Below are 24,016 nucleotides of genomic sequence, written 5' to 3' on the forward strand. Positions count from 1 at the left end.
GCTGCTTTGCAGCCCAATCGCCGGCAAGCCAGCTCCCACAGAGATTGCACAAAGCCCAAAGCTTGCACTGTACCTGTGGGAGCTGGCTTGCCGGCGATTGGGCCGCAAAGCGGCCCCCGACATTAGCGTGGGATAACTGGCTGGCGCGGCTTCTTGTTGCCCTTGCCGCCCTTGGCTGCTTCCTTGCGCTCCTTGGCCGCCTGCTGGTTACGCGCAAACGCCTCGGCCTTGGCCTTCTCACGCTTGTCCCACGGCTTGCTGCCATCGCTGCCACGCGGTGGCAGGCCGGTGTGCTGGGTCAGGATCTTCTGCTCCTTGCCCACCTTGTGGCTGCCCGCTGGCGTCGAGTTCTTGCGGCGCGCGCTCTGGTACGTGTCGGATTGCGGCTGGTGCAGCGGGATCAGCTGGTGCTTGCCCGGCCCAATCAGGTCGGCGCGGCCCATACGCTCCAGCGCTTCACGCAGCATCGGCCAGCCCTTCGGGTCGTGGTAGCGCAAGAACGCCTTGTGCAGGCGGCGTTGCTCGTCGCTCTTGACGATCTCCACCCCTTCACTCTTGTAGGTCACTTTGCGCAGCGGGTTCTTGCCCGAGTGGTACATGGCCGTGGCCGAGGCCATCGGCGACGGGTAGAACGCCTGCACCTGGTCAGCGCGGAAGCCGTTACCCTTCAGCCACAGGGCCAGGTTCATCATGTCTTCGTCGGTGGTGCCCGGGTGCGCGGCGATGAAGTACGGGATCAGGTACTGCTCCTTGCCCGCCTCTTTCGAGTACTTCTCGAACATACGCTTGAAGCGGTCGTACGAGCCGATACCCGGCTTCATCATCTTGTCCAGCGGGCCACGCTCGGTGTGCTCCGGGGCAATCTTCAGGTAGCCGCCCACGTGGTGGGTAACCAGCTCCTTGACGTACTCCGGCGACTCCACGGCCAGGTCGTAGCGCAGGCCCGAGGCGATCAGGATCTTCTTCACACCTGGCAGGGCACGGGCCTTGCGGTACAGCTCGATCAGCGAGCTGTGGTCGGTGTTGAGGTTTTCGCAGATACCCGGGAACACGCACGACGGCTTGCGGCAGTGCTTCTCGATTTCATGGCTCTTGCAGGCGATGCGGTACATGTTGGCGGTCGGCCCGCCAAGGTCGGAGACCACGCCGGTGAAGCCCGGCACCTTGTCGCGCATCTCTTCGATCTCGTGCAGGATCGACTCGTGCGAGCGGTTCTGGATGATGCGGCCTTCGTGCTCGGTGATCGAGCAGAAGGTGCAGCCACCAAAGCAGCCACGCATGATGTTCACCGAGAAACGGATCATCTCGTAGGCCGGGATGCGCTCCTTGCCATAGGCCGGGTGTGGCACACGGGCGTAGGGCATGCCGAACACGTAGTCCATTTCTTCGGTGGTCATGGGGATGGGTGGCGGGTTGAACCACACATCCACTTCGCCATGCTTCTGCACCAGGGCGCGGGCGTTACCCGGATTGGTCTCCAGGTGCAGCACGCGGTTGGCGTGGGCATAGAGTACCGGGTCGTTACGTACTTTTTCGAACGACGGCAGGCGGATTACCGACTTTTCCCGGGTCACGCTCGGGCTGTCGAGAATCTGCACGACCTTGGCTTCGTTCGGGTCTTCCTGGTCGCCCTTGGCCTGCTCGATGGCGCAGGCCTGGGTGTCCTGGGTGTTTACGTACGGGTTGATGATCTTGTCGACGCGGCCCGGGCGGTCGATGCGGGTGGAGTCGATCTCGAACCAGCCCTGCGGGGTATCACGGCGCACGAACGCGGTGCCGCGGATGTCAGTGATGCTCTCGATCGTCTCGCCACTGGCCAGGCGCTGGGCCACTTCCACCACCGCACGCTCGGCGTTGCCGAACAGCAGGATGTCGGCGCTGGCGTCGATCAGGATCGAGTGACGCACCTTGTCCTGCCAGTAGTCGTAGTGGGCGATGCGGCGCAGCGAAGCCTCGATGCCGCCGAGTACGATCGGCACATGCTTGTAGGCTTCCTTGCAGCGCTGGCTGTACACCAGGCTGGCGCGGTCCGGACGGCTGCCGGCCAGGCCACCTGGGGTGTAGGCGTCGTCAGAACGGATCTTCTTGTCTGCGGTGTAGCGGTTGATCATCGAATCCATGTTGCCTGCGGCCACGCCGAAGAACAGGTTCGGCTCGCCAAGCTTCATGAAGTCGTCTTTCGACTGCCAGTTCGGCTGGGCGATGATGCCCACGCGGAAGCCCTGGGCTTCCAGGAGGCGGCCGATGATGGCCATGCCGAACGACGGATGGTCGACGTAGGCATCACCGGTCACGATGATGATGTCGCAGGAATCCCAGCCGAGCAGATCCATCTCCTGCCTGCTCATTGGCAGGAAAGGTGCTGGCCCGAAGCATTCGGCCCAGTACTTGGGATAGTCGTAGAGTGGTTTGGCTGCTTGCATGTCAGTGACCGGTTCTGGTGTGCAGGGAAATCGCGGGCGCGGAATATAGCACAAATTTTGACCAAATCCGACTGGATTCGTGGGGATTGGTGGGTGGGGCGACGGTTGGGTGGGCGGGGGTTCCGGATGGCTGGCTTGGGGGTTGTGGTGGTGGGGTTGTGGTGGGGTTGCCAGGTGTTCATGCATCCTGAAGCCAACACCTCACTGCTTCATCCCCAACTCAGCATCATCCATCAGCGCCTTGGCCATCGCACTCAGGTAATGGGCAGCCCAGATCATCATCGGCTTCTCATCCATCAACCCGGTGATGGTCAGTTCGCGCAAATACCCCATCAACTCCGAAGACTGCTCGCGGGCGTTTCGGCACGGGATACCCGGCTCAATGCGGAACAACGGGTGGGTGCCATTTTCGCCTTGATAGAACGTGGTCTTACCGACGGTGAATTGGGTGTCTTCTGTTGTCATTGTTCAATCCCCTCGGAATTCTCGACCGCCTGGCCGGGCCTCTTCGCGGGCACGCCCGCTCCCACAAGGTCACCACAATCTTCGCGACGTGCACCGTACCTGTGGGAGCGGGCATGCCCGCGAAAGGGCACATCCAGGCGACAACCAGGTCAAGAATCGTAGCGCGCTCCGCAAGACTTTCGTCTTGAGGCCTGCCAAGAGCTGTCGGGCGTACGCCGGCAGGTTTGCTGCGCCTGTCAGATTGAGTGCCGCCTTTGCGGAGCTTCGCAAGCGGAGCTCTCTATTTATCGGCATTTACGACGACATGTCCCCTGAGCGCACATCCAGAATTGATAGACAATTCTGCCTAGCATTTTTGTCAGTACCGCGAAGCCAACTCAAGAAGTACAGTAAAATTTTAAAGCTACTAGCAGCGAGGATGAAATATGCGATACTTTTATTGTGAAGATACATTGTCACATATTGCGCATGCCTCCACGAGCGAATCATTTTTCAGGTACGGTAGATACAACCTCTCGCTTAAAGTTCAGCAGAACACCCAGCGACTTCTGAGCGTTGATCTTTTTAACACTCCACTTCTCGCCACCACTCCAAACCAAGTTGTGTCTTACCGCTACAGCGCTTTTGGATTCAGCAGCCCCTCTAACAACGAATGGGGCTTCAAAGGTGAGCGAAAAGACCCTATCAGCAGCGGTTACCTACTCGGAAATGGTCGCAGACTCTACAACCCGTCCATCATGCGATTTACCAGCCCAGACCCCTTAAGCCCATTCTCCAAAGGTGGCCTTAACTACTACGCATTCACCCTGAACGACCCTATTAACGGCAGTGACCCCACCGGATTGGTTACTCAATCTATAATTAACTTTAATGCCAAGCTTCACCCGAAGAAAACGTATCGTGGCGATATACTGTGGCAACATGATGGGATAACTGCTTTCGCTGAAAAGCGTCGAACAGATGGCAATCTCGACACCCTTTACATCCTGAGTCACGGCGAAAAAGGTGTGTTATCGGGAAATGAACTCAACTATTCAGCTTTGGATATTTTCATCAGACTTAACCAAAAGGGTATTAAAATGCAGGGTAGACAAACACATTTTTTAGCTTGCTACTCTGCTACACCTGAGTATTACGGGGGCTATTCAGTCGCTGATGAAATGGCCAAACTAACCGGGGTACAATCCTCAGGTTACGATGGCCCCGTCTCCGTTGCCGATGAAATCGACAAGAGCGGAAAGTTTGTCGCTCACCGCATCAGCAATCCAATTAATAATTTTCTTTTCGGGTTTACCGCAACCAAAGTCAGGGGGGGCAACATTCGAAACCCCCACAAAACACAAAATACAGGGCCTGGCGGCAGACACTGGTAGCGGCAGACTCAGCACCTGTAATGTATTCGTAGTCTCCCACCAACTGGCCGACCACTTTGATTAACCTCAGCAGTCGTCACTCATCATCATCAAAGTTGTACATCCCCGGCGCCAAGTTTTCGAAGCGGGTGTACTTACCAATAAACGCCAGGCGTACAAAGCCGATGGGGCCGTTACGCTGTTTGCCGATGATGATTTCGGCAATGCCCTTGTGCTCGGTCTCCGGGTGATACACCTCGTCACGGTAGACGAACATGATCACGTCGGCGTCCTGCTCGATTGCACCGGACTCACGCAAGTCGGAGTTGATCGGGCGCTTGTTTGGCCGTTGCTCAAGGGAGCGGTTCAGCTGGGACAGTGCTACGACCGGGCAGTTGAACTCTTTGGCAAGGGCCTTGAGGGAGCGAGAAATCTCGGAAATTTCGTTGGTCCGATTATCACCACCGGAACCTGGAATCTGCATCAACTGCAGGTAGTCGACCATGATCAGGCCGATTTCGCCGTGCTCACGCGCCAGGCGGCGAGTCCGCGAACGCATTTCCGAAGGGCTGATGCCCGCTGTATCGTCGATGAACAGCTTGCGGTCGTTGAGCAGGTTGACTGCCGAAGTCAGGCGCGGCCAGTCGTCGTCGTCCAGCTGGCCAGAACGCACCTTGGTCTGGTCAATACGGCCCAAGGACGAGAGCATACGCATGATCAGCGATTCACCTGGCATCTCGAGGGAGAACACCAGCACAGCCTTGTCGCTGCGCAGCACGGCATTCTCGACCAGGTTCATGGCAAACGTGGTCTTACCCATCGAGGGTCGGCCGGCGACAATGATCAAGTCCGCCGGCTGCAGGCCGCTGGTCTTCTCGTCCAGGTCGGTGTAACCGGTGGAAACACCGGTAATTTCGCTGTCAGAGTTGAACAGCGTATCGATGCGGTCGATGGCCTTGGTCAACAGCTCGTTGACGCCTACCGGGCCGCCGGTCTTTGGCCGCGCCTCGGCAATCTGGAAAATCTGCCGTTCGGCGTCGTCGAGAATTTCCTCGGCGTTGCGACCTTGGGGGTTGAAGGCGTTGTCGGCAATATCGGTGCTGATGCTGATCAGCTGGCGCAGCGTGGCGCGCTCGCGAATGATCGCGGCGTAGGCCTTGATGTTGGCCACCGATGGCGTGTTCTTGGCCAGCTCCGCCAAGTAAGCCAGGCCGCCGACCTGCGACGAAACGCCTTCCTTGTCCAACTGCTCGTGCAACGTGACCACGTCGAACGGGTGGTTAAGGTCCACCAGCTTATGGATGGCACGGTAGATCAGGCGATGGTCATGCCGGTAGAAATCGCCATCCGAAACCTGATCCAGCACCCGCTCCCAGGCGTTGTTGTCCAGCATCAGGCCACCGAGCACGGCCTGTTCGGCCTCGATGGAATGCGGCGGCACCTTCAGGGCGGCGGTTTGCAGGTCAAGCTGTTCGGAGGTTGTGATCTCGTTCATGGCCACGAAAGAATTCTGGAGGATGAAAAAGACAAAGGGCACGGCCTGTATAAAACAGGACCGTGCCCGATGTTAACCGCCTGACCCGCAAGGAGCCAGCCAGTTAGCGCAGCTTAGGCAGCTACGACAACCACGCGTACGGTGGCTTCAACGTCGCTGTGCAGGTGCACGGCTACGTCGTATTCGCCAACCTGACGGATGGTGCCGTTCGGCAGACGAACTTCAGCCTTGGCCACTTCAACGCCGGAGGCGGTCAGGGCGTCAGCGATGTCGTGGGTGCCGATCGAACCGAACAGCTTGCCTTCGTCGCCAGCGGTGGCAGTGATGGTCACTTCCAGCTCGGCCAGTTGGGCAGCGCGGCTTTCAGCCGACGATTTACGGTCAGCAGCTGCTTTTTCCAGCTCGGCGCGACGCTCTTCGAACGCAGCCAGGTTGGCGGCGTTGGCAACGGTGGCCTTGCCGAATGGCAGCAGGAAGTTACGGCCGTAACCAGCCTTAACTTTTACTTTGTCGCCCAGGTTGCCCAGGTTAGCGACTTTTTCCAGCAGGATCAGTTCCATTTGGTAAAACCTCTTAACTTTTAACCTTCACCGTTCGCGGAGTCATTCCCCTTGGGGGACTTGCGACCGCGAAAATCAATCAGGCTGTCGACAATGGCCAAAACCACCAGCAACGGATAAATCAGCTGCATGATCAGCGGTAGCGTCACGTACATGCCCACCAGCCAGAAACCGGCCAGTCGGCCCTGTGCCACCAGCCCATGCATCAAAGCGATGCCGGCCAGTACCAGTACCAGGCTCGAAGCCGATGCCAGGATGATGAACTGCGGTCCGATGAACGGAGCCACCACCATCACTGCCACCAAGACCGCCATGGTCTGTTTTGGCAACTTCAGGGCGCGAAACTCGCGACCGAAGCCTCCAGGGTTGTACAACGCTGCCTGCCAGTAGCGCGCCAGCACCAAGGCCAGCACACTGAACAATTGCACCGTCACTGCTGTGGAAGCGACCAGCACAGGGCGGATCAGCTCACCGGAGAGCACGGGTTGCCCCTCGATTTTCGGCATGGCTTCGGCAAACGCCTTGGCCAGCACATCGAAGGTTTGCGCCAGCGCCAGATCGAGCACGAGGCTGAAAGCCACGGCGAACACGGCACTGACCACCAACACCCGGCTCCAGGGATGCTCGGCTCGCAACAGGGCGGCCAGGCTCAGGGCTCCTGCAATCACCAGAAAGGTGATGGGATCGCCCATGACCCACACGGCCAACCCGGCCAGCAGGCCGCCGGCGATGACCCTTGTAGCATCCTTGAAACCACGCCGCAGCAGCACAAAGCTGCATGCAGCGGCACTCAACCAGAACAGCAGCGGCAGTACCGCGCTGATGACCACCACGAGGGTGGCCTGCACACGACCGCGCATGATGAAACTTGCTAACGCTCGCATGCTAATCCCTTACTGCTTGTCGACGACCCGGTCTCAGCGGCCGTGGCTGTCGGTGTAGGGCAGCAGGGCCAGGAAGCGGGCGCGCTTGATAGCGGTAGCCAGCTGACGCTGATAACGAGCTTTGGTACCGGTGATGCGGCTTGGAACGATCTTGCCGGTTTCGGATACGTAAGCTTTCAGGGTGTTGAGATCTTTGAAGTCGATCTCTTTCACGTCTTCAGCAGTGAAGCGGCAGAATTTACGACGACGGAAGAAACGTGCCATTTAATAGGCTCCTCTAAAGGTCCGTGGATTACTCGTCAGCGTTATCGCTGGAGTCGCTGTCATTGCTGTCGTCGCCTTCGGCGGAGTCAGCATGCTCAGGACGCTCACGACGCTCACGGCGCTCGCTGCGGTTTTCTTCAGCCTTCAGCATCTCGGACTGGCCGGTAACGGCTTCGTCGCGACGGATGACCAGGTTACGGATAACGGCATCGTTGTAGCGGAAGTTGTCTTCCAGCTCGGCCAGGGCCTTGCCGGTGCACTCAACGTTCAGCATCACGTAGTGAGCCTTGTGAACATTGTTGATTGCGTAGGCCAGTTGACGACGGCCCCAGTCTTCCAGGCGGTGGATTTTGCCACCGTCTTCTTCGATCAGCTTGGTGTAACGCTCAACCATGCCGCCGACTTGCTCGCTCTGGTCCGGGTGAACCAGGAAGATGATTTCGTAATGACGCATGAATGCTCCTTACGGGTTAGTAGTCTGCCAGCGTATCTGGTCAGACAAGGAGTGAATGACACTGTATGTCTTGCACGGAGGGGAGGCACATGAGCGCCTGCCAGCTCGGCAAGGGGCGCAATTGTAGAGAAGGCGTGGCGCACAAGCAAGGCAATTGGCGAATATTTGAACAGCCTGAAACATATTCACAGGCTACCGGCCCTTTCGCGAGTAAACCCGCTCCCACAGGGACCCTACTGCTTGAAAGCCAGTGAAAAACCTGTGGGAGCGGGCGCGCCCGCGAATGGGCCGGAACAGGCTGAAGATCAGCGCTTGGCCTGACGCTGGCGCACGGCTTCGAACAGGCAAACCCCGGTCGCCACCGAAACGTTCAGGCTGCTGACGCTACCGCCCATCGGCAACTTCACAAGGAAGTCGCAGTGCTCGCGGGTCAACCGGCGCATGCCTTTGCCTTCGGCGCCCATGATCATGACCAGAGGCCCGGTCAGGTCCTGTTGGTAAATCTCCTGCTCGGCCTCGCCGGCGGTACCAACCACCCACAAGCCACGCTGCTGCAGCTTCTCCAGCGTACGCGCCAGGTTGGTCACCGCTACCAGCGGAATCACCTCTGCCGCGCCGCATGCCACCTTGCGCACCACAGGCGTCAGGGTCGCCGACTTGTCCTTGGGCACCAGCACCGCCGTGGCACCGGCCGCATCGGCCGTGCGCAGGCATGCGCCGAGGTTGTGCGGGTCGGTAACACCGTCCAGCACCAGGATCAGCGGCGGCGTTTCGGTGCGCTCGAGCAACTCTTCGAGCATCAATTCGCCCCACACCTGGCTTGGGCTCACCTCGGCGACAACGCCCTGGTGCACACCTTCAACCCAGGCATCCATCTCACGGCGCTCGGCCTGGCCAACCTGCACGCGGTTTTCCGCAGCCAGCGCCAGCAGGGTCTGCAGGCGTGGCTCGCTGCGCCCTTCCGACAGCCAGATCTGCTTGACCCGCTTCGGATGGTGCTTCAGCAGCGCCTGCACGGCATGCACGCCGTAGATCTTTTCCAGCTGACTCATGACTTGCTCTTGCTCTTGCGTGGCGCGCCGGACTTCGGCGGGCCTTTACGGTGCTTGGTCGGTTTGCCGGCGGCCTTGCCGCCTTTGTCCGACTTGCTGCTGGACGAGCTGCCGGTGCGGGCATCGCTCATCAGCGCCTTTTTCATTTCACGGCTTTTGCGCACTTCGGCGTTACGCTGCACGGCGTCTTTCGGGAAATACGCCTCGGAGGTTTCGCTCTTGCGGCTGCGCGGCTTCGGCGTGGCCCTGGCCTCGACCGGTGCTGGCTCGGGCTTGTCGGCTTTGTCGGCAGCCGGCGCGGCGCCGCGCTGCTTGCGGCCAATCGGCGCAGCAAGCGTCTTGTCGGCCACTTCGAAGTCGATCTTGCGCTCGTCCAGGTCAACACGCATGACCTTGACTTCAATCGTGTCGCCCAGGCGGAAGCTGCGCCCGGTGCGCTCACCGGACAGGCGGTGGTGGACCGGGTCGAAGTGGTAATAGTCGCCCGGCAGCGCACTGACGTGCACCAGGCCTTCCACATAGATATCGGTCAGCTCGACGAACAGGCCGAAGCCGGTCACCGCGGTGATCACACCCGGGAAGGTTTCGCCCACGCGATCCTTCATGTACTCGCACTTGAGCCAGTTGACCACGTCACGGGTGGCTTCATCAGCCCGGCGCTCGGTCATCGAGCACTGCTCGCCAAGCTGCTCGAGGGTGTTTTCGTCGTACGGGTAGATGCGCGCCTTGGGGATGCTCATGGCGCCGGCACGCTTGACGTGCGGAGTGTCGACCTTGGAACGGATGATGCTGCGGATGGCGCGGTGCACCAGCAGGTCCGGGTAACGGCGGATCGGCGAGGTGAAGTGGGTGTACGCCTCGTAATTCAAGCCGAAGTGGCCGTTGTTTTCGGTGCTGTACACCGCCTGGCTCAGCGAGCGCAGCATTACAGTCTGGATCAGGTGGAAATCCGGGCGCCCGGCGATGCTTGCCAGCAGGGCCTGGTAATCCTTCGGCGACGGATCCTTGCCCTTGTGCAGGCTCAAGCCCAGCTCGCCGAGGAAGGCACGGAGTTTTTCCAGGCGCTCCGGCGGCGGGCCGTCGTGCACCCGGTACAGTGCCGGCACGCCGTGCTTCTGCAGGAACTCGGCGGTGGCCACGTTGGCCGCCAGCATGCATTCCTCGATCAGCTTGTGTGCGTCGTTACGAACAGTTGGGCGAATTTCCGCGATCTTGCGCTGATCGCCGAAGATGATGCGAGTTTCCTGGGTCTCGAAATCGATGGCACCCCGGGCGTGACGGGCATCCAGCAGCACCTTGTACAGGTTGTACAGGTTCTTCAGGTCCGGCACGACTTCCTTGTACTCTTCACGCAGCGCCTTGCCCTCACGGGTGCGGGCGTGCTCGAGCATGCTGCTGACCTTGTTGTAGGTCAGGCGGGCGTGGGAGTGGATGACGCCTTCGTAGAACTGGTAGTCGACCATCTGGCCGGCTTTGTTCATGGTCATTTCACAGACCATGGCCAAGCGGTCGACGTGCGGGTTCAGCGAGCACAGGCCGTTGGACAGCTCTTCGGGGAGCATCGGCACCACGCGCTCGGGGAAGTACACCGAGTTACCGCGTTGCTGGGCCTCGACGTCCAGGGCCGAGCCCAGGCGCACATAGCTGGACACGTCGGCGATGGCCACATACAGGCGCCAGCCACCGGAGAACAGGCGCAGCTTGCCCAGCGGTTCGCAATAGACAGCGTCATCGAAGTCGCGGGCGTCTTCACCGTCGATGGTGACGAACGGCAAATGACGCAGGTCGACGCGCTTCTCTTTGTCCTTCTCTTCGACTTCGGAGCGGAACTTGCGCGCTTCCTTGACCACATCTTCGGGCCAGACGTGCGGGATGTCGTAGCTGCGCAGGGCAACGTCGATTTCCATGCCCGGCGCCATGTAGTTGCCGATGACCTCTACCACATCGCCTTGCGGCTGGAAGCGCGGGGTTGGCCAGTGGGTGATCTTGATTTCGACAAACTGGCCGATCTTGGCACCACCATTACGCCCGGCGGTCACCAGCACTTCCTGCTGAATCTTCGGGTTGTCCGGGGTTACGTAGCCAATGCCGCCTTCCTCGAAGTAGCGGCCGACCACGCTTTCGTGGGCACGGGAGATGACCTCGACGATCACGCCTTCACGGCGCCCACGGCGGTCGGTACCGGACACCCGCGCCAATGCACGGTCGCCATCGAAGGCCAGGCGCATCTGCGACGGGCTGAGGAACAGGTCATCGCTGCCATCATCGGGGATGAGGAAACCAAACCCATCGCGGTGGCCGGAGATACGGCCGCAGATCAGGTCGAGCTTGTCCACCGGGGCATAAGTGCCGCGCCGGGTATAGATAAGCTGGCCGTCGCGCTCCATGGCACGCAGACGGCGGCGCAGGGCTTCGATCTGGTCTTCTTCATACAGACCAAACTCTTTCGCCAGCTCCTCGCGCGCAGCGGGCTCGCCACGGTCAGCAAGGCGCTGCAGGATCAGCTCACGGCTGGGAATGGGGTTGTCGTATTTTTCCGCTTCGCGAGCGGCCTCGGGATCGAGGGATTGCCAATCGGCCATCAGAAGGGGTTCACCTTGGGGTATATAGATAGGAATTCTGGCATAGGCCTATTGAAACCGGAAATGTCTGGCTTGGACAGCCCCCACTGCTGTGCTTCCAAAGCAGTAATAGGCCTGTGGAATCAACAAGTTGAATTTTTTGAAATTTTTTTTGTTTGGGGGGTTTACAGCCTTGGGGAGCGTCCGTATAGTGCGCACCACAACGACGGACAACCCCGACGTTGTAGTAGAGATGAACGGCGCTGTAAAGCATCTTGTAATCTCGAATGTGTGCCCAGGTGGCGGAATTGGTAGACGCGCTGGTTTCAGGTATCAGTGACCGCAAGGTCGTGGAAGTTCGAGTCTTCTCCTGGGCACCAAATATTTTCAAGTAATAGATGACCAAGGATCTGTTACTACTGTGTGAAAGCGAACAATAGTCGCCTTCATCAGATGATGCAAAGCTTTGCCCAGGTGGCGGAATTGGTAGACGCGCTGGTTTCAGGTATCAGTGACCGCAAGGTCGTGGAAGTTCGAGTCTTCTCCTGGGCACCATACAAAAACCCACTAGCTTGCTAGTGGGTTTTTTCTTGCCTGCGTTTTTTGCCCCCGCCCTTCCCGCGCGCTCCCAGTGCCTACACCATGGTCTGCCCATGAATTTCTCGTCATACGGCCACTTGAGAAACAATTTCGTTTACCATTGTTTCCAAATATGTAGCCGTAAGCGAGGAAGTACCCGCATGACGATCCGCCCGCAACCGCTGATGCGCACCTTGGCCGCCGCCGTGCTGAGCCTGGTCATCGGCGCTCCGGCCGCCATGGCAGACGCACCGGTCACCCTGACCATGTACAACGGTCAGCACAAGGAAATCGGCGAAGCCATCGCCAAGGCCTACGAGGCCAAGACCGGTATTCACATCGACATTCGCAAGGGCAGCAGCAACCAGCTGGCCAGCCAGATCATCGAAGAAGGCGACCGGTCGCCGGCCGACATCATCTACACCGAAGAGTCCCCGCCCCTGAACAACCTGGGCGAGCTGGGCCTGCTGGCGAAGATCGACGACGCCACCTCGAACATGGTGCCCAAGGAGTACGTTGGCGCCAACGGCACCTGGATGGGCATCACGGCCCGTACCCGCATCGTGGTGTACAACCCGAAAAAGGTCGACGAAAAAGACCTGCCAACCACGGTGATGGACTTCGCCAACCCCGAGTGGGAAGGCCGCGTCGGCTATGTACCCACCAGTGGTGCGTTCCAGGAGCAGGCCGTGGCCATCCTGAAAATGCACGGTCGAGAAGCCACCGAAGAATGGCTGACCGGCCTGAAAGCCTTCGGTAAGACCTACACCAACAACATGGTCGCCCTCAAAGCCGTGGAAAAAGGCGAAGTGGCTGCGGTACTGGTGAACAACTACTACTGGTACGCGCTTGAACGCGAACGCGGCAAGCTGGACACCAAACTGTACTACCTGGCCGACGGCGATGCCGGCAACCTGGTCACCATCTCCGGCGCAGCCGTGGTCAAGGCCAGCAAGCACCCGAAAGAAGCCCAGGCCCTGCTCAACTGGATGGCCAGCGAAGAAGGCCAGCGCGTGATCACCCAGACCACCGCCGAGTACCCGCTGCACAAGGGCATGGTTTCTGACCGTGGCCTGAAGCCGTTCGATGAGCTGCGCCCGCCGAAGATCTCGCCGGCCGACCTGGGTAACGCCGAAGAAGCCATCGAGCTTGAACGCGAGGTCGGTCTGCTCTGATGACTGCCGCCCTGTCCGCACCGGCGCCGGTGCGCTTCGTACCGCGCCGCAAGCGCCCCTCCATCTGGGTGGTGCTGCCTGTGCTGTTCCTGGTGGCGATGAGCCTGCTGCCACTGGCCTATGTCGCCATCAAAGCCTGGGAAGCCGGCTGGCGCGAGGCCTTGCACCTGCTGTGGCGTCCCTTTGTCTGGGGGCTGATGCGCAACACCCTGTTGCTGATGGTCGGGGTGACGCTGACGTGCATGGTGGTGGGCCTGGCGCTGGCCTGGCTGCTGGAGCGCAGCAACCTGGCCGGCCGCCGGCTGTGGGGCGTGGTGCTATGCCTGCCGTTCGCAGTGCCGTCGTTCGTCAGCAGCTTCACCTGGGTATCGTTGAGTTCGGACTTCGAAGGCCTCGGCGGGGCGATCATGGTCATGGCCCTGTCCAAATACCCCTTGGTGTTCCTGCCCGTTGCCGCAACCCTGCGCAACCTCGACACCTCGCTGGAGGAGTCGGCGCGCACCTTGGGGTGCAGCCGCTGGGGCGTGTTCAGCAAGGTCACCCTGCCGCTGCTGTGGCCATCGATGCTCGGCGGTGCGCTGCTGATTGCCCTGCACATGCTGGTGGAGTTCGGCGCCTTGTCGATCCTCGGCCTGCAAACCTTCACCACCGCCATCTACCAACAGTTCGAACTGGAGTTCAGCAATGCCAACGCGGCCATGCTGTCTGCCGTACTGCTGGCGATGTGCCTGGTGATGCTGTGGCTGGAACTGCGCGTACGCGGCAAAGCCCGCCATGTGCGCATCGGCCAGGGCGTAGCGCGGCGTGCGCAACCGGTACGGCTGCGTGGCTGGTCGGTGCTGGCACAGCTGTTTTGCGTGGGCCTGGCGGTGCTGGGCAGCGGTATTCCGCTGGCCATGCTCGGCTACTGGCTGAGTGTGGGGTCGTCGGCAGCGTTCCCGGTGGCGGCCATCTCCAAGGCACTGTTCACCTCGCTGTCGGTGTCGCTTGGCGGTGCTGGCTTCTGCGTGCTGTTGGCCCTGCCGATCAGCTTCCTGGTGGTGCGCTACAAGGGTCGCCTGGCGATCTGGGCCGAGCGCCTGCCTTACCTGCTACACGCCCTGCCCGGCCTGGTGATTGCCCTGACCCTGGTGTTCTTCGCCCTGCACTACGTGCCGGCGCTGTACCAGACCACGGCACTGCTGCTGCTGGCCTATGCGCTGCTGTTTTTGCCACTGGCGCAGTCGCCGGTACGCACCGCACTGAACAAGGCCTCGCCAACGCTTGAGGAAGCTGCACGCACCCTGGGCGCGAGCAGCTTTACCGCGTTCTGCCGGGTGACCCTGCCGATCATCTTCCCGGCCATGGCGGCGGCTTTTGCGCTGGTGTTCCTGGATGCCATGAAGGAGCTGACTGCCACGCTACTGCTCAGCCCCACGGGCATGACCACACTGGCCACCGAGGTGTGGGCGCACACGGCCAACGTCGAGTTCGCGGCGGCGGCGCCTTATGCGGCACTGCTGATCGTGGTGTCGGGGTTGCCGGTTTATCTGCTGACGACGCGGATGTACCTGAACAAAGCTTGACCCGCGTCACCTTCATCGTCGGCAAGCCAGCTCCCACAGGTACCGCGCCGCCCGCAAGGCCTGTGCAGTACCTGTGGGAGCTGGCTTGCCGGCGATGAGACCATCAGATGTTACGCAGCATCCGGCGGACGATTGGCCCATGAGCCTTGCCGACGGGCAGCATGTAGAGGCGGCCGAAACGATTGAAGCACTGTACCGAGGTGGTCACATTCAAGCGTTGCCGGCCCTGCTCTGCTTCATCCAGATCCATGCTCACCATCACCGCCAGGTGCGTGTCACGCGAGGTCAGGACCAGTTGCTGGTCGCTGATTGCCTCGACGGTAAAGAAATCCAGTAGCTCACCCACTGCCGGAACCCGCTCAGGGCTGCGCGATGAAAAACCGTGGATAGTGGCAACGTTGAACCGGCGCGAGATGAAGTCGCGCAGGCGAAAGGCCATGGCCAGCCAGCCCGGAACGTCCGAGGTCATGGCGCAGTAGGCCTGTATGGCGGTCATTGGTGCGGTGACGCAAATGCCATCGCTATGAAGAAAATCCAGTTCGGCCGGAGCGGCGACCAGTTGGGCGGACATGAACAACTCCCTTTGCCATGTGTCGCCGCCATCATAGCAACACCTTCCACTAAAGGAGCGGCCCATCGTGACGCAAGGCCGCTCCTACAGGGACCGCGTCAGGCGCGGAATTGACCAAGGCTTGCCCGTAGCTGCGCAGCGAGGTCATCCAGCACCTTGCTGCTGGCCGTGGTCTGCATCACCACTTCGGCCGAGCGCTCAGCCTGGGCATGGATAGTCTCCACCCGCCCCCGCACGGCCTGCGCCCCGCTCGCCTGCTGCTCGGCGGCACGGGTGGCCAGGCCAATGGCCGCGTGTACCTGCTCCACCGCAGCCTGCACCGACTGCTGGCGACGCTCGTTGTCACGCAGTACCAGCAGCCCTTCGCTGGCCTTGAGCCCGGCCTGGCTGATGGTCGCCACGGCTTCCTTGGCGCCCTTCTGCAGCGCCGCGATGTGTGACTGGATATCCCCCGTGGAGCTTTGCGTCTTGCTCGCCAGCGCCCGCACCTCATCGGCCACCACGGCAAACCCGCGCCCGGTCTCGCCTGCCCGGGCGGCTTCGATGGCCGCGTTCAGCGCCAGCAGGTTGGTCTGCTCGGCAATGCCATGGATGACGGTCAGCACCACTTCAATCTGTTCGCTCTGCTTGGCCAGGCGCTCGATCACCTGAGAGCCCGTTTCGACCTGCCCGGCAAGGTTCTCGATCAGGCTCGCCAGTTGCGTCGAGGAACGGCTGTTTTCGTCGGTAGCCTGGCGGATATCCACCACCTGCTTCAAGGCCGCCTGCATCGCATGGCTTTCGGCTTGGGCTTCGTCTGCCATGCTCGAAAGGTCGCGCAGGCTGGCTGCCACTTCATCGCGTTGCAATGCGGCAGCAGCATCCGCGCCGGCATTGCGCTGGGCCATCGCGCCAATCTCGACACCGGTACGCTGCGCCACCTCGCCCGCCTCACGCACGATCGGTTGCAGCTTGTCGACAAAGCGGTTCACCGCCGAAGCCATGTCGCCAATTTCGTCGCGGCTGTCGAGCGGCACGCGCTTGGTCAGGTCGCCTTCGCCTGCCGCCAGGTCGTCCAGGGCAGCAATCAGCAGGCGCAGCTTGCTCAGCACTCGGCGGCCAAGCACCACGGCCACTGCCAGCAGCACACCCAGACCGACCAGCACCAGGCCCAGGCCAATGCGCCAGCGCAGTTCGGTAGCGGCCTCGCGCACAGTCTGTGCGGTATTGGCCTGCATCGCTGCAGCACTGCCTTGCGCCTTCTCCAGGCGCTGACGCAGGGTTTTGCCGCTGTCGGCTGCGGCACCCACCAGGCTGTCGCCAACCAGTTGCTCACCGCTGGCAATCAGCGCCGCGAAGCGCTGGTCCAGGGCCTTGAGCTCCTGGTCGATGCCCGCCGTGGAAACCCCCATCACCACCTTGCCGATTTCTGCGCCATTGGGGTTGATCGAAGCTTCGACAAAGTAAACCGCCGGGTCGTGTCGGGCGGCATTGATCACCTTGTCCAGCGCACGCTCGCCCTGGCCCTTGTCCATCAACGCCTGGTTGATCGGGTTTTGCCGGTTCAGGTAACGGGTCAGGTGCTGGCCCTGTGCATCGTCGTAAACCACGAACAACACGTTGGGGTTGCGCTGGGCACGCCGGGCAAAGTCGGAGAGCACTGGCACATCGTTGTCCCAGATCGCCCGCGGGGCAACCGAAGCCAGCAGCTCGGCCATGTCGTTGGCGGAGTCCTTCAGGTTCTTTTCCAAGGTGCTGCGCAGTTGCTGCTGTTCGCTTTGCAGGCGCTCCGACAACCCGGCGCTCAGGCGCTGGCGGGTGCTGCTGGACAGGCCGTCGAGGCCCGAGCGCACATCTTGCCCGGCTTGCTCCAGGTCATTGGCCAGCTGGCGGCTGTCGTTACCCAGGCGTTCGCCAAGGTCGGCCTCCAGGGCGGTGACCGTGCTTCGGGTAAGCGCAACTGCAACCAGCACCTGCACCAAAAGAGCGATACCAAGGGCAACAAACACAGGCCGCAAAAGGCGGCTTCGTAACAGTGAGAGGATGGCAGACACGGTGTAACCCTCGTGTTTTCTGGCGCCACTATTTTGATGGCATCTTCAGAAACTTCTTACAGCAAGGGTTGTGCCGGAGGCAGCAGGGATATGCGCCAAGGTTCAGCAAGGGGGTTGCCTGCACCTGCCCTATCGCCGGCAAGCCAGCTCCCACAGGAGCTTCACACATCTCGAGATCCATGAAGATGCTGTGGGAGCTGGCTTGCCGGCGATAGGGCCAATGCAGACATACCCCACAAATGAAAACGCCGCGGCCCTTTTCAGGGCCACGGCGTCAGATCAGCCTGGAGGGCGGATCAGGCGAACGGGTGACGCAGCACGATGGTCTCGTTGCGGTCCGGGCCGGTCGAAATGATGTCGATCGGCGCGCCGACCAGCTCTTCGATGCGCTTGATGTAGTCACGCGCAGCTTGCGGCAGCTCTTCCAGGGTTTTTGCACCCAGGGTCGACTCGCTCCAGCCTGGCATCTCTTCGTACACCGGCTCCAGGCCGATGTAGCTGTCGGCATCGGAAGGCGCGTCGATGACAGCACCGTTCTCGTTCTTGTAGCCAACGCAGATGTTGATGGTTTCCAGGCCGTCCAGTACGTCCAGCTTGGTCAGGCAGATGCCCGAGATGCTGTTGACGTCGATGGCGCGACGCAGGATGACGGCATCGAACCAGCCGCAACGACGGGCACGGCCAGTGGTGGAACCGAACTCGTGGCCACGCTTGGCCAGTGTAGCGCCGGTCTCGTCGAACAGTTCGGTCGGGAACGGACCGGAACCCACGCGAGTGGTGTAGGCCTTGGTGATACCCAGGATGTAGTCCAGGTACATCGGGCCAACGCCGGAGCCGGTGGAGATACCGCCAGCAGTAGTGTTGGAGCTGGTGACGTACGGGTAGGTACCGTGGTCGATGTCAAGCAGCGAGCCCTGGGCACCTTCGAACATGATGTCCTTGCCGGCGCGACGCAGGTTGTGCAGCTCGGCGGTGACGTCGAGCATCATCGGCTTGAGCTGTTCAGCGTAGGCCATGCACTCGTCCAGGGTTTGCTGGAAATCGATGGCCGGCTCTTTGTAGTAGTTCACCAGCTGGAAGTTGTGGTAGTCCAGCAGCTCACCCAGCTTGGCAGCGAAACGCTCGCGGTGGAACAGGTCGCCCACACGCAGGCCGCGGCGCGCGACCTTGTCTTCGTAGGCTGGGCCGATACCACGGCCGGTGGTGCCGATCTTGGCTTCGCCACGGGCTTTTTCGCGGGCCTGGTCCAGGGCCACGTGGTACGACAGGATCAGCGGCGCAGCCGGGGAGATGCGCAGGCGCTCGCGCACCGGTACGCCCTTCTCTTCCAGCTTGGTGATTTCGCGCATCAGGGCGTCCGGGGCAACGACCACGCCGTTACCGATCAGGCACTGTACGCCTTCACGCAGGATGCCGGACGGAATCAGGTGCAGAACGGTCTTTTCACCGTTGATCACCAGGGTGTGACCCGCGTTGTGGCCCCCCTGGTAGCGCACTACGGCGGCAGCATGTTCGGTCAGCAGATCGACGATCTTGCCTTTGCCCTCATCACCCCACTGGGTGCCCAGGACGACGACATTCTTACCCATTACATTGGTCCTCATTCACGCAAACTTGGTTGCCGGCCTGTTGCCGACGCAGAAACTCACTGGGCCAGCGGCAGAACCTGCCAGCGCCCGTCTTGCTGAATCAATTGCCGATCACAATCCGCCTCGAGAGCAGCACTCAACGGCTGGCCAGGCAGGGCCTGGACCACACGCTGGCCCTCGTTGCGCAACTGGCAGACTTGCTGCCAGAGGGCCGCGTCGCCACTGTCCGGCATCCAGATGCCGCCCGTTGGCAATACGACCTCCGCTCGCCCCAGTGTGACCAGGGTCTTCAAATCCGTGGAGAAACCGGTGGCCGGGCGTGCCCGGCCAAAGTCGGCGCCGATGTCGTCGTAGCGCCCGCCCTGGGCGATCGATTGACCCTCGCCCGGTACAAACACGGCGAACACCACGCCGGTGTGATAGTTGTAGCCGCGCAGCTCGCCGAGGTCGAAGTACAGCGGCAGGTCCGGGAAGCGCGACGCGAGGCGATCAGCGATCGACAGCAGGTCGTCCAGCGCCGCCAGCACGCCGGCCGGAGCACGGCCCAGGCGCACCCGGGCTTCGGCCAGCACTTCACGGCCACCGCACAGTTCGACCAGTGCGCGCAGCATGTTGCCCAGATCCTTCGGCAGGTCGGCGGTCAGCGCCTGCACCTCATCGACGGCCTTGCGCTGCAGGGCGTCGAACAGCTGTTGCTCGACCGCACCGGACAGGCCGGCAGCACGGGCCAGGCCGCGGTAGATACCGACGTGGCCCAGGTCCATGTGTACGTCCGGCACATCGGCCAGTTGCAGCGTGGCCAGCATCAGGCTGATGACTTCCACGTCGCTGGTCGGGCTGGCATCGCCATACAGCTCGGCGCCCAGCTGGATCGGGCTGCGCGAGGTGGACAGTGCACGCGGCTGGGCGTGCAGCACGCTGCCGGCGTAGCACAGGCGGCTCGGGCCTTCACGGCGCAGGGTGTGGGCGTCGATGCGCGCCACCTGCGGGGTGAAGTCGGCGCGGAAGCCCATCAGGCGGCCGGACTGCGGGTCCACTACCTTGAAGGTACGCTGATCCAGGTCCTGGCCGGCGCCGGTGAGCAGCGACTCCAGGTACTCGATATGCGGGGTGACGACCAGCTCGTAGCCCCAACTCTGGAACAGGTCCAACACCTGACGGCGCGCGATCTCGATGCGCGCAGCCTCAGGTGGCAGTACTTCCTCGATGCCATCTGGCAGCAGCCAGCGGTCTACCGTTGCCATTACGCCTTTTCCCCTCTGGTCCGGGCGGCTTGCCAGCAGGCGAGCCGTCAGTAAAGCCGGTATCGCGCACAGCAGCGGGCAGCACTGATCCCAGCGCAGCCACCGTACCCGATACCCTCGAATTGCCTTGCGAGCTGACCAAACCGTCAACTGGCGCTTTGCCAATCAACCTTTCAGACGCAAAAAAGCCGGGAAATTTCCCGGCTGCCTCATCATACACCCCTTTTCATTCAGGATGCACCCCGCCTGGTGTTTTAGCTGCCAGGCGGGGCGCCGCTGCATGAAAATCAGGGCCTGAGCATCACGGCTTGCTCTTGTCCAGGTAACGGAAGAACTCGTTCTTCGGGTCCAGGACCAGCACGTCGCTCTTGCTCGAGAAGCTCTCGCGGTATGCCTGCAGGCTACGGTGGAACGCATAGAAATCAGCGTCCTGGCTGTAGGCCTTGGCATAGATGGCAGCCGCCTGGGCGTCGCCGTCACCACGGGTTTCTTCTGCTTCGCGGTAGGCCTCGGCCAGCAGCACACGGCGCTGGCGGTCAGCATCGGCACGAATACCTTCAGCCAGCTCGTTACCCTTGGCACGGTGCTCGCGAGCTTCACGCTCACGCTCGGTGCTCATACGGTCGAACACACTGCGGTTGACTTCCTTCGGCAGGTCGATGGCCTTGACGCGCACGTCGACCACCTCGATGCCCAGCTCCTTGTTGGCCATGCGGTTCAGCGATGCAGTGATGTCAGCCATCAGTGCGTCACGCTCACCGGAAACCACCTCGTGCAGGGTACGTTTACCGAACTGGTCGCGCAGGCCGCTTTCCAGACGACGCGACAGACGCTCGTCAGCGATCTGCTTCATGCCGGACGTGGCGGTGTAGAAGCGCTCGGCATCCTTGACGCGCCACTTGGCGTAGGCGTCGACCATCACCGCTTTCTTCTCCAGGGTCAGGAACCGCTGGGTCGGGGCGTCGAGGGTCATGAGGCGGGCGTCGAACTTGCGCACCTGGTTCACGTACGGAATCTTCACGTGCAGGCCTGGCTGAACGTCCGCCTGGACCACCTTACCGAAGCGCAGCAGTACCGCACGCTCTGTCTGGGACACGATATAGAAGCTGTTCCAGGCCACTATGGCCAGAACGACGGCGGCGATCAGGGCGATCAGCGATCTATTGCTCATCAGCGGCTCTCCCTAGTACGCAGCGGCTGCTGTTGCTGTTGCAGGTCCTGCGCCGCACGGGCGGCCGCATCGTTGACCGATGGCGACACGCTGGTGGTTGGCGTGGACGGGTTGCGGCTGCCTTCGACCATCTTGTCCAGTGGCAGGTAGAGCAGGTTGTTCTGCCCGTCCTTGGTCGCCACCATGACCTTGCTCGAATTGCTGTAGACCTCTTGCATGGTCTCCAGGTACAGACGCTGACGGGTCACGTCAGGTGCCTTGTGGTACTCGGTGACCAGCTTGGTAAAGCGGTCGGCCTCACCCTTGGCCCGGGCGATGACTTCGTCGCGGTAACCGTTGGCGTCCTCGATGATGCGCTGGGCCTGACCACGGGCTTCCGGCACCACGCCATTGGCGTAGGACTCGGCCTGGTTGCGGGCACGCTGCTCGTCTTCGCGGGCACGGATCACGTCGTCGAAGGCTTCCTGCACTTCACGCGGGGCTGCCGCGCTCTGTACGTTGACCTGGGTAACGGTGATACCGGTACGGTAGTTGTCGAGGAAGCGCTGCAGGCGTTCGCGGATATCCACGGCCATCTGCTCACGGCCTTCGGTCAGTACCTGGTCCATCGAGGTGGAACCCACCACGTGGCGCAGGGCACTGTCGGTCGCGTGCTGCAGGCTTACCTCAGGCTGGTCGACGTTAAGCACGAAGTCCTGCAGGTTGCTGATCTTGTACTGGACGGTCAGCGGCACCTCGACGATGTTCTCGTCTTCGGTCAGCATCTGGCCCTGTTTGGTATAGGCACGCTCACGCGTGACGTTTTCCATGTACTTGCGATCAATCGGAGGGAAGTAGATGTTCAGGCCGGGACCGACCGTCTCATGGTACTTGCCGAAGCGCAGCACCACAGCCTGCTCCTGCTCGTCGACCACGTACACGGCACTGTACAGCCAGATGGCAGCCAGTACCGCCAGGCCGATGCCCAGCAGGCCCAGGCCACCGCCCTTGCCGACATTGCGGTCACCGCCGCCACGTTTCTTGTTACCGCCGAACATGCCGTTCAGGCTGTCCTGCAGTTTGCGGAAGGCCTCGTCCAGATCCGGCGGACCTTTCTTGTCACCACCACCGCCACCGCCACCACGGCGGCCGCCCCAGGGATCCTGATTGTTCGAGTTGCCACCCGGCTCGTTCCAAGCCATAGCGCTCTCCATCTGATAAAGCAAAGACGCGCCCACGGCGCGCCGTCCAATGCTACAGAATGCCTGTCACTGCTGCCCGGCGACCTCGACGAGCATTTATTGCAAAGTGTGTTGCTCGACAAACACTTGCGGCTCCATGCCTTCGCGGCTGACCAGGCGATTCAATTCGACCATGGGCAGTCGCACGCTCAGCAGGCTGCGCCCTTCTTCATCATGCTCTTCACTCTGCACGGCCCCCAGAGCAAAGAATTGCGCGCGCAAGCGGGCAAAACGCTGCTCCAGACACAGGGTACCGACAAACAGATCATCCCCCAGCAACTCGGCAATCGCCTGGCCAACCAGCTCCAGACCACGCCCATCGCGTGCCGATACCCAGACCCGCTCCGGCTTGCCATCGGCATTGCGCTGGATCTGTGGCTCGACATCTTCGAGCAGGTCGAGTTTGTTATACACCTCGAGGATGGGCAAGCCTTCAGCACCAATCTCGCCCAACACGGCCAGCACCTGCTCGATCTGTTCCATGCGCTCTGGCTCATGGGCGTCGATCACGTGCAGCAGCAGGTCGGAGTTGCTCGACTCTTCGAGCGTAGCCCGAAATGCCTCGACCAGCTTGTGCGGCAGGTGGCGAATGAAGCCCACGGTGTCGGCCAGCACGATCGGCCCCAGGTCGTTGAGCTCGAGCCGGCGCAGGGTCGGGTCGAGGGTGGCGAACAGCTGATCCGCGGCGTACACCTCGGATTCGGTCAGGGCGTTGAACAGCGTGGACTTGCCGGCGTTGGTGTAACCCACCAGCGACACTGAAGGGATATCCGCGCGCTTGCGCCCGCGACGCGCCTGCTCACGCTGGCTGCGTACCTTCTCGAGGCGTGACTTGATCTGGCGAATGCGCACCCGCAACAGGCGGCGGTCGGTTTCGAGCTGGGTTTCACCCGGGCCACGCAGGCCGATACCCCCTTTTTGTCGCTCAAGGTGGGTCCAGCCGCGCACCAGCCGCGTGCTCATGTGATCAAGCTGGGCCAGTTCGACCTGCAGCTTGCCTTCATGGGTACGCGCCCGTTGGGCGAAAATATCGAGGATCAGCCCGGTACGATCGAGCACTCGGCACTCGAACACACGTTCAAGGTTGCGCTCCTGACTGGGCGTGAGGGTGTGATTGAAAATCACAAGGTCTACCTGTTCGGCATGGACCAGGTCGTGCAATTCCTCGACCTTGCCGCTGCCAATCAGGTATTTGGCCGTTGGCTGATGCCGTGTCACGGTCACCAGCGAGACGATATCCGCCCCGGCCGACAGTGCCAGCTCCCGAAACTCCTGCGGATCTTCGCGCGCCTCAGGGTTCTGACCTTCCAAGTGAACGAGCAACGCCCGTTCACCACCACCGTGGCGCTCAAAGAACAA

General features: G+C 61.4%; 19 protein-coding genes, 2 tRNA genes and 1 pseudogene. 5 read left to right on the plus strand and 17 right to left on the minus strand.

The genetic code is table 11. The annotated features are described in order from the left end of the window. Positions 1-122 precede the first annotated feature (122 nt). Positions 123-2,423, minus strand: a complete 2,301-nt coding sequence (locus PP4_RS24905; protein ID WP_041167906.1) for a YgiQ family radical SAM protein — start codon at positions 2,421-2,423, stop codon at positions 123-125. A 201-nt stretch (positions 2,424-2,624) separates the two neighbouring features. Further along, positions 2,625-2,888 (minus strand): DUF3077 domain-containing protein, encoded by a 264-nt coding sequence (locus PP4_RS24910; RefSeq protein ID WP_016501870.1) that lies wholly within the window; start codon positions 2,886-2,888, stop codon positions 2,625-2,627. Positions 2,889-3,313: 425 nt separating this feature from the next. Here PP4_RS24910 and PP4_RS28360 point away from each other — a divergent pair, with 425 nt between their 5' ends. After that, positions 3,314-4,261 (plus strand): RHS repeat-associated core domain-containing protein, encoded by a 948-nt coding sequence (locus PP4_RS28360; RefSeq protein WP_016501871.1) that lies wholly within the window; start codon positions 3,314-3,316, stop codon positions 4,259-4,261. A gap of 76 nt (positions 4,262-4,337) precedes the next feature. Here the strand turns inward: PP4_RS28360 and dnaB are convergent, their stop codons facing one another. From dnaB to rnr, 7 genes are all read right to left on the minus strand, one after another. Next, the gene (gene dnaB / locus PP4_RS24915) at positions 4,338-5,735 is read right to left on the minus strand and encodes a replicative DNA helicase (RefSeq protein WP_016501872.1); all 1,398 of its coding nucleotides are present in this window, start codon (positions 5,733-5,735) and stop codon (positions 4,338-4,340) included. A 113-nt stretch (positions 5,736-5,848) separates the two neighbouring features. Continuing rightward, entirely contained in the window at positions 5,849-6,295 is a 447-nt protein-coding gene (gene rplI / locus PP4_RS24920; RefSeq protein ID WP_012316464.1) for a 50S ribosomal protein L9, read from the minus strand. Positions 6,296-6,315: 20 nt separating this feature from the next. After that, complete coding sequence (locus tag PP4_RS24925) at positions 6,316-7,179, minus strand: hypothetical protein (protein WP_041167907.1); 864 nt, start codon at positions 7,177-7,179, stop codon at positions 6,316-6,318. 33 nt (positions 7,180-7,212) lie between these two features. Beyond that, a complete protein-coding gene (gene rpsR / locus PP4_RS24930) occupies positions 7,213-7,443 on the minus strand; it encodes a 30S ribosomal protein S18 (protein WP_003249563.1) in 231 nt (76 codons plus the stop codon). 28 nt (positions 7,444-7,471) lie between these two features. Then, on the minus strand, positions 7,472-7,897 hold the full coding sequence (rpsF, locus tag PP4_RS24935) for a 30S ribosomal protein S6 (RefSeq protein ID WP_003249557.1): 426 nt from the start codon (positions 7,895-7,897) through the stop codon (positions 7,472-7,474). Between the two features lie 305 nt (positions 7,898-8,202). Beyond that, positions 8,203-8,949 carry a 23S rRNA (guanosine(2251)-2'-O)-methyltransferase RlmB gene (rlmB, locus tag PP4_RS24940; protein ID WP_016501874.1) on the minus strand — a complete coding sequence of 249 codons (747 nt, stop codon included), beginning with the start codon at positions 8,947-8,949 and terminating at the stop codon, positions 8,203-8,205. Beyond that, positions 8,946-11,531, minus strand: coding sequence for a ribonuclease R (gene rnr / locus PP4_RS24945; protein ID WP_016501875.1), 2,586 nt, complete (start codon positions 11,529-11,531; stop codon positions 8,946-8,948). The genes rlmB and rnr overlap by 4 nt, the downstream gene beginning before the upstream one ends. Positions 11,532-11,803: 272 nt before the next feature. Between rnr and PP4_RS24950 the strand changes: the two genes are divergently transcribed. The 4 genes from PP4_RS24950 (at position 11,804) to PP4_RS24965 (ending at position 14,829) form a co-directional block, all read left to right on the plus strand. After that, positions 11,804-11,890, plus strand: a tRNA-Leu gene (locus PP4_RS24950). Between the two features lie 88 nt (positions 11,891-11,978). Further along, positions 11,979-12,065: transfer RNA gene (locus PP4_RS24955), tRNA-Leu, on the plus strand. 185 nt (positions 12,066-12,250) lie between these two features. Next, positions 12,251-13,264, plus strand: a complete 1,014-nt coding sequence (locus PP4_RS24960; protein ID WP_016501876.1) for an extracellular solute-binding protein — start codon at positions 12,251-12,253, stop codon at positions 13,262-13,264. After that, positions 13,264-14,829, plus strand: coding sequence for an ABC transporter permease (locus tag PP4_RS24965; RefSeq protein ID WP_016501877.1), 1,566 nt, complete (start codon positions 13,264-13,266; stop codon positions 14,827-14,829). Before PP4_RS24960 ends, PP4_RS24965 begins: the two co-directional genes overlap by 1 nt. 103 nt (positions 14,830-14,932) lie before the next feature. Here the strand turns inward: PP4_RS24965 and PP4_RS24970 are convergent, their stop codons facing one another. From PP4_RS24970 to hflX, 8 genes and pseudogenes are all read right to left on the minus strand, one after another. Next, positions 14,933-15,400 (minus strand): DUF2867 domain-containing protein, encoded by a 468-nt coding sequence (locus PP4_RS24970; protein WP_016501878.1) that lies wholly within the window; start codon positions 15,398-15,400, stop codon positions 14,933-14,935. Positions 15,401-15,498: 98 nt separating this feature from the next. Next, positions 15,499-16,383 carry a methyl-accepting chemotaxis protein gene (locus PP4_RS29940; RefSeq protein ID WP_370529844.1) on the minus strand — a complete coding sequence of 295 codons (885 nt, stop codon included), beginning with the start codon at positions 16,381-16,383 and terminating at the stop codon, positions 15,499-15,501. 21 nt (positions 16,384-16,404) lie between these two features. Continuing rightward, positions 16,405-17,097 (minus strand): annotated as a pseudogene (locus PP4_RS29945) (methyl-accepting chemotaxis protein); the annotation flags it as partial. A 632-nt stretch (positions 17,098-17,729) separates the two neighbouring features. Then, positions 17,730-19,022, minus strand: a complete 1,293-nt coding sequence (locus tag PP4_RS24980) for an adenylosuccinate synthase (protein ID WP_016489441.1) — start codon at positions 19,020-19,022, stop codon at positions 17,730-17,732. A gap of 56 nt (positions 19,023-19,078) precedes the next feature. Continuing rightward, entirely contained in the window at positions 19,079-20,266 is a 1,188-nt protein-coding gene (locus PP4_RS24985; protein WP_016501880.1) for an ATP phosphoribosyltransferase regulatory subunit, read from the minus strand. A gap of 301 nt (positions 20,267-20,567) precedes the next feature. Then, positions 20,568-21,437: a protease modulator HflC gene (hflC, locus tag PP4_RS24990; protein ID WP_012274454.1), complete on the minus strand. Its 870-nt coding sequence runs from the start codon at positions 21,435-21,437 to the stop codon at positions 20,568-20,570. Continuing rightward, positions 21,437-22,618: an FtsH protease activity modulator HflK gene (gene hflK, locus PP4_RS24995; RefSeq protein ID WP_016501881.1), complete on the minus strand. Its 1,182-nt coding sequence runs from the start codon at positions 22,616-22,618 to the stop codon at positions 21,437-21,439. The genes hflC and hflK overlap by 1 nt, the downstream gene beginning before the upstream one ends. A 96-nt stretch (positions 22,619-22,714) precedes the next feature. Beyond that, positions 22,715-24,016, minus strand: a complete 1,302-nt coding sequence (gene hflX / locus PP4_RS25000; protein ID WP_016501882.1) for a ribosome rescue GTPase HflX — start codon at positions 24,014-24,016, stop codon at positions 22,715-22,717.

It is taken from the genome of Pseudomonas putida NBRC 14164 (assembly GCF_000412675.1).
Taxonomy (GTDB): Bacteria; Pseudomonadota; Gammaproteobacteria; order Pseudomonadales; family Pseudomonadaceae; genus Aquipseudomonas; species Aquipseudomonas putida.